General features: G+C 71.4%; 12 protein-coding genes. 2 read left to right on the top strand and 10 right to left on the bottom strand.

Annotated elements, in window-relative coordinates:
- Positions 1 to 125: 125 nt before the first annotated feature.
- Positions 126 to 635, bottom strand: coding sequence for a DinB family protein (locus WA670_RS38975; RefSeq protein ID WP_134669168.1), 510 nt, complete (start codon positions 633 to 635; stop codon positions 126 to 128).
- A 114-nt stretch (positions 636 to 749) separates the two neighbouring features.
- Between WA670_RS38975 and WA670_RS38970 the strand changes: the two genes are divergently transcribed.
- Positions 750 to 1,184: an OsmC family peroxiredoxin gene (locus WA670_RS38970; protein WP_037812437.1), complete on the top strand. Its 435-nt coding sequence runs from the start codon at positions 750 to 752 to the stop codon at positions 1,182 to 1,184.
- Between the two features lie 118 nt (positions 1,185 to 1,302).
- On the top strand, positions 1,303 to 2,016 hold the full coding sequence (locus WA670_RS38965; RefSeq protein WP_336161119.1) for a DinB family protein: 714 nt from the start codon (positions 1,303 to 1,305) through the stop codon (positions 2,014 to 2,016).
- A gap of 214 nt (positions 2,017 to 2,230) precedes the next feature.
- On the opposite strand, the gene WA670_RS38960 is transcribed toward WA670_RS38965, so the two are convergent.
- The 9 genes from WA670_RS38960 to WA670_RS38920 all read right to left on the bottom strand — a co-directional run bounded on the left by WA670_RS38960 (position 2,231) and on the right by WA670_RS38920 (position 13,646).
- Entirely contained in the window at positions 2,231 to 3,064 is an 834-nt protein-coding gene (locus WA670_RS38960) for an NAD(P)H-binding protein (protein ID WP_336161118.1), read from the bottom strand.
- A 216-nt stretch (positions 3,065 to 3,280) separates the two neighbouring features.
- On the bottom strand, positions 3,281 to 4,144 hold the full coding sequence (locus WA670_RS38955; protein ID WP_275295791.1) for a cell division protein FtsQ/DivIB: 864 nt from the start codon (positions 4,142 to 4,144) through the stop codon (positions 3,281 to 3,283).
- On the bottom strand, positions 4,141 to 5,559 hold the full coding sequence (gene murC / locus WA670_RS38950; RefSeq protein ID WP_134728574.1) for a UDP-N-acetylmuramate--L-alanine ligase: 1,419 nt from the start codon (positions 5,557 to 5,559) through the stop codon (positions 4,141 to 4,143). Before murC ends, WA670_RS38955 begins: the two co-directional genes overlap by 4 nt.
- Positions 5,552 to 6,676 carry an undecaprenyldiphospho-muramoylpentapeptide beta-N-acetylglucosaminyltransferase gene (gene murG / locus WA670_RS38945; protein ID WP_238605452.1) on the bottom strand — a complete coding sequence of 375 codons (1,125 nt, stop codon included), beginning with the start codon at positions 6,674 to 6,676 and terminating at the stop codon, positions 5,552 to 5,554. The genes murC and murG overlap by 8 nt, the downstream gene beginning before the upstream one ends.
- On the bottom strand, positions 6,673 to 8,109 hold the full coding sequence (gene ftsW / locus WA670_RS38940; RefSeq protein ID WP_037812789.1) for a putative lipid II flippase FtsW: 1,437 nt from the start codon (positions 8,107 to 8,109) through the stop codon (positions 6,673 to 6,675). Before ftsW ends, murG begins: the two co-directional genes overlap by 4 nt.
- Complete coding sequence (gene murD, locus WA670_RS38935) at positions 8,096 to 9,502, bottom strand: UDP-N-acetylmuramoyl-L-alanine--D-glutamate ligase (RefSeq protein WP_336161117.1); 1,407 nt, start codon at positions 9,500 to 9,502, stop codon at positions 8,096 to 8,098. Before murD ends, ftsW begins: the two co-directional genes overlap by 14 nt.
- A gap of 3 nt (positions 9,503 to 9,505) precedes the next feature.
- Positions 9,506 to 10,588, bottom strand: a complete 1,083-nt coding sequence (mraY, locus tag WA670_RS38930; protein WP_037812444.1) for a phospho-N-acetylmuramoyl-pentapeptide-transferase — start codon at positions 10,586 to 10,588, stop codon at positions 9,506 to 9,508.
- On the bottom strand, positions 10,585 to 12,090 hold the full coding sequence (locus WA670_RS38925; protein WP_037812446.1) for a UDP-N-acetylmuramoyl-tripeptide--D-alanyl-D-alanine ligase: 1,506 nt from the start codon (positions 12,088 to 12,090) through the stop codon (positions 10,585 to 10,587). Before WA670_RS38925 ends, mraY begins: the two co-directional genes overlap by 4 nt.
- Entirely contained in the window at positions 12,087 to 13,646 is a 1,560-nt protein-coding gene (locus WA670_RS38920) for a UDP-N-acetylmuramoyl-L-alanyl-D-glutamate--2,6-diaminopimelate ligase (protein ID WP_238608300.1), read from the bottom strand. The genes WA670_RS38925 and WA670_RS38920 overlap by 4 nt, the downstream gene beginning before the upstream one ends.
- Positions 13,647 to 13,844 lie beyond the last annotated feature (198 nt).

Genomic DNA, 13,844 nt, shown 5'->3' with positions numbered 1-13,844 from the left:
GCGCAGCAACACGAGACGCCGCTAGGTCCCCACCGTCACGAGCCGGTCGCCCGCGAACCCCACCGGATCGTCCAAAGACCGCTCGGAGCACGTCCACGCCACGGTCGCGCGCAGCAGTTCGAGGCTCATTCCCCGGTGAGACCGTCGGTCAGCTCGCGCAGCAGGTCAAGATGCCCGAGATGGCGCGCGGTCTCCTCGATCATGTGCGTGACGACCCAGCGCACCGTGAGCGGTTTGTCTCCCTTGAACAGCACTGTGTCGTCGAACCCTCGCGCCGCCACGACCGCGCGGCATTTCTCGGTCTCCGCCTCGTAGTCGGCGATCAGCTGCGTCATCGGCAATTCCAGCGCGAGCCGGAACTCGGCGTCCCGGTCGATCTCGAGCCGGTCCGCCCACTCGTCCGGCTGCCCGTCGAGCACGACGCGGAACCAGTAGTTCTCCACGAGCGTGAGATGGCACAACAGCCCGGCGATCGTGGTCAGCTCGCTGGGCACGTGCGTCCGGCGGGCTTGCTCGTCGGTGAGGCCGGAGCATTTCCACACCACGCTGGCGCGCAGGAAGTCGAGGAAGCCGGTGAGCTGGGTGCGCTCGTCCCCCGCCATCGGCGGGTCGGGACGTTCAGGAGCATCGGTCACAGTTCGCAGTCTGCCGCACCCGGCCACCCGTTTTCGCGATTTAACTTGCGTACAATGTAATTGCGCACTACCTTCATGGGAGCAGCACCCCCAACCGTTTCGAAGGAGACAGCGATGCCCAGCCGCGACGCGACCACCCACTGGACCGGCGGACTGCAGAAAGGCAAGGGCGAGGTCACGTTCGACTCGTCGAACCTCGGCACCTACGAGGTGTCCTTCCCGACCCGCGCGGGCGACCCGGACGGGCAGACCAGCCCCGAGGAACTCATCGCCGCGGCCCACTCGAGCTGCCTGGCGATGAACCTCTCCGGCGTGCTGGAGTCCCAGAAACTGGAAGCCGAGTACATCGACGTCTCCGCCGAAGTGACCCTCGGCCCGGCCGACGGCGGCGGTTTCGAAATCAGCGGCATCGCCATCACCCTGCGCGCGAAACTGGACGGCGTCACCGCGGACCAGTTCGCCGAGCTGGCCAAGACCGCCGAACAGACCTGCCCGGTCTCCAAGGCCCTCTCCGGCACCACCATCACCCTGGACGCCGCACTGGCCTGACCGTGTTTCGCGAGGGGAACCCCGACGGAATCCGATTCCTTCAGGGTTCCCCTCACGACGTTCCCCGCACGACTCGCGGCGCCCGGTTTTGTCGGTGGTCGCTCCTACGATGCGGATCATGAAAAAGCATGTCGACGAAGACCTGCACGACGCGGAGTTCCGCGAATGCGACCTGACCGGCGCGCGCCTGATCGGCGTGGTCATGCAGGACGCCGTCATCGACGGACTCGTCTCCAACCTCGTGGTGAACGGCGTCGAAGTCAGCGGCTACGTCGAAGCAGAACTGGACCGCCGCCATCCAGTGCGAGTACTGATCCGCTCCGACGACCTTGCCGACCTTCGCGAAGCAGCACGCCAACTCCGCGCCGACTGGACCGCGACGATCGAGCGCATCCGCCGCACCCCCGGCATCGAACACCGCAGCGTGAACGACGAATGGTCGGCCGCACAAACGATGCGCCACCTGGTCTTTGTCCACGACTCCTGGTTCCGCCGCTGCTGCCGAGGCTCGACGGCGCACTTCACCCCCATGGGCATCGGCCCGACCGTCGAGCCCTACCGCGAAGCACACGGCCTGAACCTCTCGGCAACTCCGTCCCTGGACGAAATCGCGACCGTGCGCGACGCACAAACCGCCGAACTAGAGACCTGGCTGAACGAGATCACCGCCGCCGAGCTGGCAGCCCCCGCCCCAGTACCCGACGACGACGTCTGGCCGCCCTACGCAAGAGGCCGCACAGTACGCCAATGCCTACGCACAGTGCTCAACGAAACCTTCGAACACCACGGCTTCTGCGTCCGAGACCTAGACCTCATCGACCAAGCCAACTAAAAAACCCAAAACAAACCCAGCCAGCACACCCAACCCCTCAAGGCAGCCACACCTCCCCCACCCCCGATACGAAGCCCAAAACACGGCGCGGGGGTGCTTGTCAAGGCATCTTTCCCGCCTTGACAAGCACCCCCGCGCCGTAGTCACACTCAAAAATCGGGGTGCCCCATCTCACCACTCACGGCGCAATGTCGCCGCCAGGCGACGAGCCGCCTCAGGAAAACGCAGCCACATTACCCTTCGCCCACTCAGCAAAAGAAATCCCCGACCGCCCCAGCAATTCCTCAACCACCCCAGTAGGCACCTGCGGCTCCCGATCAGTAACCGCGAAATTCTCCAGCAACCACGAAGCAACCCCTTCCGGATACCCAGCCCCGATCCACTCGGCAACCTGCTCCTCCGGAGTCAACTCCACAAACGGCAGCGTCTTCCCCAACGCACCGCCAATAGCCGCAGCCATCGCCTCAAGAGAAATCCCCTCCGGCCCACTCAACTCATAAACCCGCCCCACATGCCCCTCGCTACCCAACACCTGAGCGGCAACAGCAGCGATATCCCCCAAATCAATAGGCGTCTGAGTAGCCCGAGGATAAACCGACCGAATCTCCCCACGCTCCCGAATCGAAGACGCCCACCCCAGAGAATTCATCATGAACGCCCCAGGCCGCAAAAACGTCCACGCAAACCCGCCAGCCCGCACCGCCGCCTCCACCGCAGCAAACCCATGCCCGCTGGAAGCCGGATGCGTATCCCCCACACTGGACCCGGACAACGCGACCACCCGCCGAACCCCAGCCGCCGAAGCCAGCTCGCAAAACCGCGAAACAGTCCGCGCATAAGGCGCCAGATAAACCGCCTCGACCCCCTCCAACGCAGCAGGCAACGTCGAAGGCTTGGCCAACGACCCGACCACCACCTCGACCCCGCCAGGCAACGCCGCCCGCTCCGGATCCACGGTCAACGCCCGCACCGGCACCCCGCGAGCCACCAGCTCGTCGACCACCAGCCGCCCGACGTTGCCCGTCGCACCCGTCACCAGAACCGTCATGCCCCCACCTTCTCGTATGGCGTACGAACTCAACAAGCGTACGCCATACGAGAAGTCCGCGCCACGAAAATCTCGCGCATGGCAATGCCAATGAGGACGACGCCTGCCTCGCCGCACACCCGCGCCCGCCCGCACGAGTTGCTCCCGCCGCGCGCAGGCGGCTACGTCACCAAATCCCAGGCCTCGTGCGTGTTCATGCCGGTGAGAACCCGGCACTCACGAGGTGATAGTCGGCAACTCCGGCGCGGAAACGTCGTAGATCTTCCCCTGCTGCGTCAGCAGCGCGGCCAGCACCTTCGCCTTGCGGTCGGTGTTCTCCGCGTTCCCCCACCGCACCGTCTTGCCGGTGGAGAGCGTGAACTCGACACTCGCCGGCGTCTGCGCGGTGACCGTCTTCGTCTGCTTCAGCAGCTGCTCCGGCAGGACCCCGAGCACCGCGGTCACCGCGCGGGTGACCGGGTCGTCCACCGACACCTTCGGCAGTTTCAGCTCGGGCAAGCCGACCGGCCGGGTCTTCACCGTCTTGAACACGACCCCGCCGCCGTCGACGAGGTGCACCCCGTCGCCGCCGGGTCCGCTGTCGAAGAACGCGATCGCGGTCCGTTCGGTCACCGCGATCTCCAGCGTCGTCGGCCACGACCGGGACACGTCGACCGTCGCGATGCCCGGCATCTGCGCCACCCGGTCGCGGATCCCGTCGACGTCCGCGCGCAGCATCGGCTGCCCGGGCGGCACCGCGGCGGTCGCGCGGATCTGGTCCGCCGACACGGTTTTCGCGCCCTGCACCTCGATCGTCTTCACCGCGAGCAGCGAGCTGAAGAACAGCAGATACCCGAGCGCGACCAGGGTGACCACGGTCAGCAGCGCGACCCAGCGACGGCGGATCTCCTTGCCGCGCGAGGGCCGGGACTTCCGCGCGGAAGCCCGCGTCGAGCGGCCGGAACGCGCGGAGGTGCGGGCGCGGGTGCGCTGGCGTTCCTCCTCGGTCCGCCGCCCGCGGCGTTCCCGGGCCAGGGCGGCACGCTGCTCCTCGCCCGCGCGAGGCGCGGGCGAGCGACGGCGCTGCCGGGTCCCGGTCATGCTCCCGAGGCCCTCCGGTCCAGCTCGGCCAGGATCTCCGGGCCGAGCTGCGTCACGTCGCCCGCGCCCATGGTGATCGCGAGGTCGCCCGGCCGGACGAGGTCCGCGACCAGGCCGGCGGCCACGTCGAAGGCGGGCTGGTAGTGCACCGGCACGGTCACCCGGTCGGCGATCAGCGCACCGGTCACGCCCGGCACCGGCTCCTCGCGCGCGCCGAACACGTCGAGCACCACGACCTCGTCGGCCAGCGACAGCGCTTCGGCGAACTCGGCGGCGAAAGTCTGCGTGCGCGAGTACAGGTGCGGCTGGAACACCACGACGACCCGTCCGCTGCCCGCCGCCGTGCGCACCGCGCGCAGCTGCGCGGCCACCTCGGTCGGGTGGTGCGCGTAGTCGTCGTACACCCGGACGTCGCCCGCGCGGCCCTTGAACTCGAACCGGCGGCGCACCCCGCCGAACGCGGCGAGCCCGGCGGCCATGCCGTCCAGCGGCGCGCCGAGTTCGAGCCCGGCGAGCAGCGCGGCGACCGCGTTGAGCGCCATGTGCTCGCCCGGCACCGCGACCCGCAGGTCGTGTTCTTCGCCGTCCAGCGCGATCCGCACGACGCCGCCGTCCGGCGCGGGCGTGTAGTCGAGCACGCGCACGTCGCCTTCACCGGAAGCGGCACGGCCGTAGCGGCGCACCCGTACTCCGGCGGCGGCAGCCTCGTCGCCGAGCCGGGCCGCGCCCTCGTCGTCCGCGCACACGATCAGCAGCCCGCCCGGCTCGATCTGGCCGACGAAATCGCTGAACACCTTCACGTACGCCTCGGCGGTGCCGTGGTGGTCGAGGTGGTCGGGCTCGACGTTCGTCACCACCGCCACCGACGGCGTGTAGGTGAGGAAGGAGCCGTCGCTCTCGTCGGCTTCCGCGACGAACACGCCGCCCTCGCCGTGGTGCGCGTTGGCCCCGGATTCGTTGAGGTCGCCGCCGATCGCGAACGACGGGTCCATCCGGCAGTTCTGCAGCGCCACGGTGAGCATCGACGTGGTCGACGTCTTGCCGTGCGTTCCCGCGATGCACGCGACGCGGTGCCCGGCCATCAGCCCGGCAAGCGCCTGCGCGCGGTGCAGCACCGGGATGCCCCGCTCGCGGGCCGCGGCGAGTTCCGGGTTGGTCTCCTTGATCGCGGTCGACACCACGACGGCCGACGGCGGTTCGGCCAGCTCGGCGAGGTTCTCCGCGGTCTGGCCGACGAACAGCGTCGCGCCCTGCGCGCGCAGCGAAAGCAGCGCGCGCGATTCCTTGGCGTCCGACCCGGACACGGCCGCGCCGCGGGCGAGCAGGATCCGCGCGATGCCGGACATCCCGGCCCCGCCGATCCCGATCAGGTGCGCCCGGCGCAGCTGCGCGGGCAGTTCGGGCGTGTCAGGCACCGGCGGCCTCCAAAACGATGCGGGCGAGGGTTTCGTCGGCCTCGCGGTGGCCGAGCCCGACGGCGGCCGCGCTCATCGCGGCGACCCGGTCGGCGTCGGTCACCAGCGGGATCACCAGTTCGGCGACCTTCTCCGCGGTGAGGTCGGCGTCGGCGACCATCAGCGCGGCGCCGGCGTCGACCGCGGGCTGGGCGTTGACCGCCTGCTCGCCGTTGCCGTGCGGCAGCGGGACGAACACCGCGGGCAGCCCGACCGCGGACACCTCGGCCGCGGTCATCGCGCCGGACCGGCACACCACCGCGTCCGCCGCGGCGTAGGCCAGGTCCATCCGCTCCAGGTACGGCACCGGCACGTACGGCGGGCGGCCGGGAAACTCTTGCACCACAAGGGAATTCTTCGGCCCGTGCGCGTGCAGCACGCCGACGCCCGCCTCGGCGAAGTCCTTCGCCGCACCGGAAACCGCCGAGTTGATCGACGCCGCGCCCTGCGAACCGCCGAACACCAGCAGCGTCGGCGCGTCCGGGTCCAGCCCGAAGAATGCGCGGGCCTCGGCGCGCAGCGCGGCCCGGTCCAGCGACGTGATCGAGCGGCGCAGCGGAATGCCGACCACCTCGGCCTTCGGCAGCGGCGTGCCCGGCACCGCGACCGCGACGCGGGACGCGAACCGAGCGCCGACCTTGTTGGCCAGCCCGGCCGACTTGTTCGCCTCGTGCACCACGATCGGCGTGCGGCCGCGCGCGGCGAGGTACGCCGGCAGCGCGACGTAGCCGCCGAAGCCGACCACGACGTCCGCGTGCACCCGGTCGAGCACCTCGCGGGTGCGGCGGACCGAATCGCGCACCTTCAGCGGCAGCCGGAGCAGCTCCGGCGTCGGCTTGCGCGGCATCGGGACCGGCGGGATCAGCTCCAGCGGGTACCCGCGCGCGGGCACGAGCTTGTTCTCCAGTCCGCGTTCCGTGCCGAGGGCGATCACCTCGGCGTCCGGGCGCAGCCGCTTCACGGCGTCCGCCAGCGCGAGCGCGGGCTCGATGTGCCCGGCGGTGCCCCCGCCCGCGACCACGACGACCGGCGCCCGGCCCGCTGCCGACCGCTGCGTTCCCTTGACGGGCTTGCTCACCGATGACCTCTCCGGTTCGCGGTGCTCCGGGCACCGCGGTTCGCTGTAGTCCGCCGCGCCGACCGGCGGCGTTCCTGTGCCGGTGCGGGCCGGGCCGCACGCGGCGCCGGCCGGGCCGCCCTCGTCCCGGTCCCCGCTCCGCGCGTTCCCTTGCGGGTGGACGGCGGGCGGTACGGATCGGGCGCGGGCAGCCGCAGCAGGCGTCCGAATTTACCCGGCCCGTGCGAGCGCAGTGCGGCCACCGCCTCGGGTTCGTGCCGCGCGGCGTTGGCCAGCACGCCCATGATGAGCATGGTGATCACGAGCGACGTGCCGCCGTAGGAGATCAGCGGCAGCGTGACGCCGGTGACCGGCAGCAGCCCGACCACGTAGCCGATGTTGATGGCCGCCTGCGCGACGAGGAACACCGTCAGGGTGCCCGCGACGATCCGGATCCACGGGTCGATGTTGCGGGTGGCGATGCGCAGGCCGACGACGGCCACGCCGGCGAACAGCGCCAGCACGACCGCGCAGCCCACGAAGCCCAGTTCCTCGCCGATCAGCGCGAAGATGAAGTCGTTCTGCACGTTCGGCAGGTAGCCCCAGTTCGACGCGCCCTGCCCGAGACCCTTGCCGAACAGCCCGCCGTCGGCGAGCGCCAGCTTGGCCTGGTTCGCCTGGAACCCCTCGGCCGAGGTGTCCGCGTCCGGCGACAGGAACGACATCACCCGCGCGAGCCGGTAGGGCGCGATGATCGCCAGCACCAGCACGCCGCTCAGGCCGCCGGCGAGGATCACCCCGAAGAGCCGTTTCGGCGCGCCGGCGAACCACAGCAGGCCCAGCAGCACCACCGCGAGGGTGATCGTGCCGCCGAGGTCGGGCTGCAGCATCACCAGCGCGAACATCAGCAGCGCCACCGGGACGACCGGGACGAGCAGATGCCGCCACTGGTGCAGCACGTTGTACTTGATCACCAGGATGTGCGCGCCCCAGAAGGCCAGCGCCACCTTCGCCGCCTCGACCGGCTGGAAGGTGAACACGCCGAGCTTGAACCAGCCCTGCGAGCCGTTCACCGTCGACCCGAGCGGCGTCAGCACCAGCAGCAGCAGGCCGAGGCAGGCGACCGTCATCGTCGCCGACATCCGGCGGACCCGCTCGAGCCGGACCCGCAGGCCCACCCAGAACACGATCCCGCCGATCGCGACGAACATCAGGTGCCGGAAGAACAGCGCGTACACGCCGCTGCCGGTCTTCGGGTTGTAGGAGGCCACCGACGACGCGGACAGCACCATCACCGCGCCGATCACGGTGAGGATGCCGGTCAGCGCGAGGACCAGGTGGAACGACGCCAGCGGCCGCGACAGCCAGGCGGTCAGCGCGGTCCGGAGCGCGACGAACGGGCTTTCCTTGCGGACGCGCCGCGGCCGGGGCTTGTCTCCGTCAACGACCGTCATCCGCCGCCCCCGCCGCGCCGTCGTCCAGAGCACGCACCGCGGCTTCGAACGCGTCGCCGCGCGCTCCGTAGCCGGAGAACATGTCCAGCGAGGCGGCGGCGGGCGCGAGGAGCACCACGTCACCAGGACGAGCCAGGGCGCTGGCCGCATTCACCGCCGCAGTCATGGGCTCATCGTCACCCGGAAGGAGGCGGTTGACCGGGACATCCGGCGCGTGTCGCGCGAGAGCGGCCTCGATCACGGGTGAATCGACGCCCAGCAGCACGGCGGCGCGCAGCCGTCCGCCGACCGCGGCGACCAGCTCGTCCACCGACGCGCCCTTGAGCTGCCCGCCGGCGATCCAGACCACGCTTTCGTGCGCGAGCAGCGAGCCGAGCGCGGCGTGCGGGTTGGTGGCCTTCGAGTCGTTGACGTAGCGGACTCCGCCGACCTCGGCGACCTCCACCGCGCGGTGCGGCGCGGGCTCGTAAGCGCGAAGCCCCGCGCGCACCGCCTCCGGAGTCACGCCGTGCGCGCGGGCGAGCGCGGCCGCGGCGAGCGCGTTCGCGAGGTTGTGCGGTCCGGCCGGGCGGACGTCGGCGATCTCGGCCAGTTCCTCCGCGCTCGTCTCCGGGTCGGCCCCGAAAGCACGGTCCACCAGCAGGTCTTCGACCAGGCCCAGTTCGCCGGCGCGCGGGGTGTCGAGCACGAACCCGATCCGCCGGGCGCCGTCCGGCGCGTGCTCCTCGGCGATCCGCGCGGACCACGGGTCGTCCACGTTGTGCACGACGGCGCGCGAACGCTCGTGCGCGCGGCCCTTCGCGGCGGCGTACTCCTCCATCGAGCCGTGCCAGTCGAGGTGGTCCTCGGCGAGGTTCAGCACCACCGACGCGTCCGGCGCGATCGTGGACGACCAGTGCAGCTGGAAACTCGACAGCTCGACGGCCAGCACCTGGTGCCCGCCGCGGACCGCGTCCAGCACCGGATAGCCGACGTTGCCGCAGGCCACCGCGTCCGCGCCGGCCGCGCGCAGGATCGACTCCAGCATCCCGACCGTGGTCGTCTTGCCGTTCGTGCCGGTGATGACCAGCCACGCGGGCGGATGCTCGCGCAGCTGCCCGATCCGCCAGGCCAGCTCGACGTCGCCGATCACCTCGACGCCCGCCTCGGCCGCCGCGACCAGCAGCGGGGACGTCGGCCGCCAGCCGGGGCTGGTCACGACGAGCGCGGTGTCCGCGGGCGGTGCGGTGAGGCCGGGCACCAGCTCGGCGTCCAGGTCCTCCAGTTCGGCGAGCCGCTCGGCGTTGCCGTCGGTGACCGTGACCCGCGCGCCCAGTTCGCGCAGCACGGGGACGACCGATTTCCCGGTGACGCCCGCGCCCGCGACGAGAACGTGTTTGCCCTCAAGCTGCAAGGCTCAGCCTCCGAAGTTGAGCTGCTCGCTGTAGAACAGCCCGAGCCCGAACATGCAGCAGATCGCCGAGAGCAGCCAGAACCGGATGATCACCGTGGTTTCCGCCCACCCGGCGAGCTCGAAGTGGTGGTGGAAGGGCGCCATCCGGAACAGCCGCCGCCGCGTCGTGCGGAAGACCGCGATCTGCGTGACCACCGAGATCATCTCGACCATGAACAGGCCGCCGATGACGATGGCGAGCAGTTCGGTGCGGGTGGTCATGGACAGCCCGGCGACCAGGCCGCCGAGGGCGAGCGACCCGGTGTCGCCCATGAAGATCTTCGCCGGAGCCGCGTTCCACCACAGGAACCCGATGCAGGCCCCGGTGGCGGCGGCCGCGACGACCGCGAGGTCGAGCGGGTCGCGCACGTCGTAGCAGGCCGGGAGCGGCTGGGTCGAGCAGGAGAGCCGGGCCTGCCAGAACGAGATGACCACGTACGTCGCGAGCACCATCGCCGCCGCGCCGCCCGCCAGGCCGTCGAGGCCGTCGGTGAAGTTCACCGCGTTCGACCAGCCGGAGATGACGATGTAGCAGAAGATCACGAACACGACCGACGGGAACGTGATCAGCGCCAGGTCGCGGACATAAGACAGGCTCTGCGACGCCGGGGTGAGCCCCTGCGCGTCCTTGAACTGCAGCGACAGCACCGCGAACAGGATGGTGACCACGAGCTGGCCGACCAGCTTCGCGGTCTTGTTCAGCCCGAGGTTGCGCTGCTTGCGGATCTTGATGAAGTCGTCGAGGAAGCCGACCACGCCGAGCCCGACCGCGAGCATCAGCACGAGCAGGCCGGACGCCGAGGGCGCGGCCGAGCGCGAGTTGCCGATCCAGGTGATCAGGTGCGCGACGAAGTAGCCGACGACCATCGCGATGATGATCGCGACGCCGCCCATGGTCGGCGTGCCGCGCTTCGACTTGTGCCCCTGCGGGCCTTCCTCGCGGATCTCCTGGCCGAAGCCCTGCCGCGAGAAGACCCGGATGAGGTAAGGCGTGAGCAGGATCGAGACCAGCAGACCCGCCGCGGCCGCGATCATGATGTTGATCACGCGTGACCACCGTTCGAGCGTTCGGAAGACGAGGAAGAGAGGTTCCCGGGTTCGGCCAGCAGCGCTTCGGCCACCCGCCAGAGACCGGCGGCCTTGGACGCCTTGACCAGCACCACGTCCCCGGGACGGAGCTGATCATGCAGCACGGCGACGGCGGCCTCGACATCGGGTACCAGCACCGACTCCTCGCCCCAGGAACCCTCCTGGAACGCGCCCTGGTGCATGGCGGCCGCGTCCTGGCCGACCACGACGAGCTTCTCGATGTTGAGCCGGACCACGAGCCGCCCGATCGAGTCGTGCGCGGTCACCGAGTCCTCGCCCAGCTCGCCCATCACGCCGAGCACCGCCCACGCGCGGCGGCCGGAGCGGCTCATCGACGCGAGCGCCTTCAGCCCGGCCCGGACCGATTCCGGGTTGGCGTTGTACGAGTCGTTGAGGATGGTGACGCCGTCCGCGCGGGTGGTGACGTCCATCCGGCGCTCCGAGCGCCGCTGCAGCGACGACAGCCGCTGCGCGATCTCCTCGGTGGTCGCGCCCAGCTCGCGCGCGATGGCGGCGGCCGACAGCGCGTTGCCGACGTGGTGCTCGCCGTGCAGTGGCAGCGTCACCTGGGCCTCGCCCTCGGGCGTGATCAACCGGAAGGACGGGCGGGCCTCGTCGTCGACGGTGATGTCGGCGGCCCGGACCTGCGCCCCGGCCGACTCCCCCACGCCGACGACGCGGGCCTTCGTGCGGCTCGCCATGGCCGAGACGAGCGGGTCGTCCAGGTTCAGCACCGCCAGGCCGTCTTCCGGCAGCGCCTCGACCAGCTCTCCCTTGGCCTTCGCGATGCCCTCGCGCGAGCCGAACTCGCCGACGTGCGCGCTGCCGACGTTGAGCACCGCGCCGATCCGCGGCGGCGTCGTCTCGGCGGCCGCGGCGATGTGCCCGACGCCGCGCGCGGACATCTCCAGCACGAGGAACCTGGTCGACGCGTCGGCGCGCAGCGCGGTCCACGGATGGCCCAGCTCGCTGTTGAACGACCCGGGCGGCGCGACCGTCGGGCCCATCGGCTCGATCAGCTGCGCGATGACGTCCTTGGTCGAGGTCTTGCCGGACGAGCCGGTGACGCCGATGACGGTCAGCCCGCCCGCCGCCAGCCGGTCGACGACGTGCCGGGCCAGCTTGGCCAGCGCGGCCAGCACCGCGGCGCCGGAGCCGTCTTTGTCGCCGGTCAGCGCGACCGACCCGGCGTTGCCCTGTCCCGGCGGCAGCGGCGGCACGACGATCGCGGGCGCGTCGACCTCGCGCGCGGCCAGCACGCCGGCCGCGCCGGCCTGGACCGCCTTCGCGGCGAAATCGTGCCCGTCGACGCGTTCGCCGGGCAGGGCGAGGAACAGCCCGCCGGGGCCGAGCTCGCGGGTGTCGAATTCGACGCTGCCGGTCACGACAGCGGATCCGTCGGTGCGGTGCAGCCTGCCGCCGACGACGTCGGCGATCTCGGCCAGGCTCAGCTCGATCACGCGGTCACCTCGAGACGCTTGCGGATGGCGGCCTCCAATTCGTCCCGGTCGGAGAACGGGTGCACCACACCCTGGATCTCCTGGCCGGTCTCGTGGCCCTTGCCTGCGATCAGGACGATGTCCCCCGGCCGGGCGAGCGACACCGCGGACGCGATCGCCTCGCGCCGGTCGCCGATCTCCACGACCTCGCCGCCGGCCGCGGGCCCGACGGCGCGGGCGCCGGCCATCATCGCGGCGCGGATCGCGGCCGGGTCCTCCGAACGCGGGTTGTCGTCGGTGACGATCAGCAGATCGCTGCGGCGCACCGCGGCCTCGCCCATCATCGGGCGCTTCGCGGTGTCGCGGTCGCCGCCGCAGCCGAGCACGGTGATGATCCGGCCGTCGGTGCGGGCGCGCAGGGCGTCGAGGCCCTGCGCCACGGCGGCCGGTTTGTGCGCGTAGTCGACCACCGCGGTGAACTCCTGGCCGAGGTACACCCGCTCCATCCGGCCGGGCACCTCCACCGCGGCGAGCCCGGCGACGATGTCGTCGGCGTCGATGCCCGCGCTGTCCAGGATCGCCGCGGCGAGCACCGCGTTGGCGACGTTGAACGTGCCCGGCAGCGGGATCTTCGCCGCGCGGCCGATCCCGTCCGGCCCGAGCAGGGTGAAGGTCTGCTCCCCCGCCGGGGTCGCCGCGATGTCGGCGGCCCGCCACAGGGCGTCGGTCCCGGCCTCGATCGAGACGGTCACCGTCTGCGGCGTGAGCAGCGCCTGCCCCCACGCGCTGTCGACCACGACGACCTCGGTGGTCGACCGGCCGTCGAACAGCAGGGACTTGGCGGCGAAGTACTCCTCCATGTCCTTGTGGAAGTCGAGGTGGTCCTGCGACAGGTTGGTGAACGCGCCCACCGCGAACCGGGTGCCGTTGACCCGGCCGAGCGCCAGCGCGTGGCTGGACACCTCCATCGGCACGTGCGTGACGCCGCGCTCCAGCATCACCGCGAGCAGCGCCTGCAGGTCCGGGGCCTCCGGCGTGGTGAACCCGCTGGCGAGGCGCTCGCCCGCGATCCGGGTCTCGACCGTGCCGATCAGGCCGGTGGTGCGCCCGGCGGCGCGCAGGCCCGAGTCGACCAGGTAGGAGGTGGTGGTCTTGCCGGAGGTGCCGGTGACGCCGAGCACGGACAGGCTCAGCGACGGCTCGCCGTAGATCCACGCGGCGATCTCGCCGAGCGCGGCGCGCGGGTCCGGGTGCACGAGGACCGGCACCGGCGCGTCGCGCAGCGCGGGCCGGTCGGCTCCGCTCGGGTCGGTCAGGACGGCCGCGGCTCCGGCGGCGAGGGCCTGGTCGCTGAAGTCGGCGCCGTGCGCGCGGGCTCCGGGGAGGCCGGCGAACAGGTCACCGGGGAGCACGTGCTGCGCACGCAGCGTGGTGCCGGTGACGGTGAGGTCGGCGGCCTCGGGACGGTCGGCGATCAGCCGGGCTCCCGCACGGGCGAGCAGAGTGGCCAGCGGGACCGGGTCGATCCGGGCCGGGCGGGGCGGCGCGGCGGCCGCCTTGGCCGGGCTGTCCGGCAGCGACGCGGCAGCGGGCCCGCTTCGGGGCTGGGACGAGGACACGGACACGCCGGAGAGGTTACCGAGGCCGGATCCGGGTGACCCAACGCGGTACGGCGAACGCGCGCCCCCGCCCCGGGTGTGGTAGGCGGGGCGGTCAAGATCGTTGCGGCGCAACCCTTTCCCCGGCGCCGCACCGGCCCGTGTGGACGATCGGCG

The organism is Amycolatopsis sp. VC5-11 (assembly GCF_037034185.1).
GTDB classification, from domain to species: domain Bacteria; phylum Actinomycetota; class Actinomycetes; order Mycobacteriales; family Pseudonocardiaceae; genus Amycolatopsis; species Amycolatopsis nivea.
Note: the sequence above shows the minus strand (reverse complement) of the source record. Positions and strands in the feature narration are given on the sequence as shown.

Coding starts and splice junctions, on each gene's coding strand:
- WA670_RS38970 (WP_037812437.1), top strand. CDS start 750: ATGCCCAGCCGCGACGCGACCACCCACTGGACCGGCGGACTGCAGAAA.
- ftsW (WP_037812789.1), bottom strand. CDS start 8,109: ATGACGGTCGTTGACGGAGACAAGCCCCGGCCGCGGCGCGTCCGCAAG.
- WA670_RS38960 (WP_336161118.1), bottom strand. CDS start 3,064: ATGACGGTTCTGGTGACGGGTGCGACGGGCAACGTCGGGCGGCTGGTG.
- WA670_RS38965 (WP_336161119.1), top strand. CDS start 1,303: ATGAAAAAGCATGTCGACGAAGACCTGCACGACGCGGAGTTCCGCGAA.
- WA670_RS38955 (WP_275295791.1), bottom strand. CDS start 4,144: ATGACCGGGACCCGGCAGCGCCGTCGCTCGCCCGCGCCTCGCGCGGGC.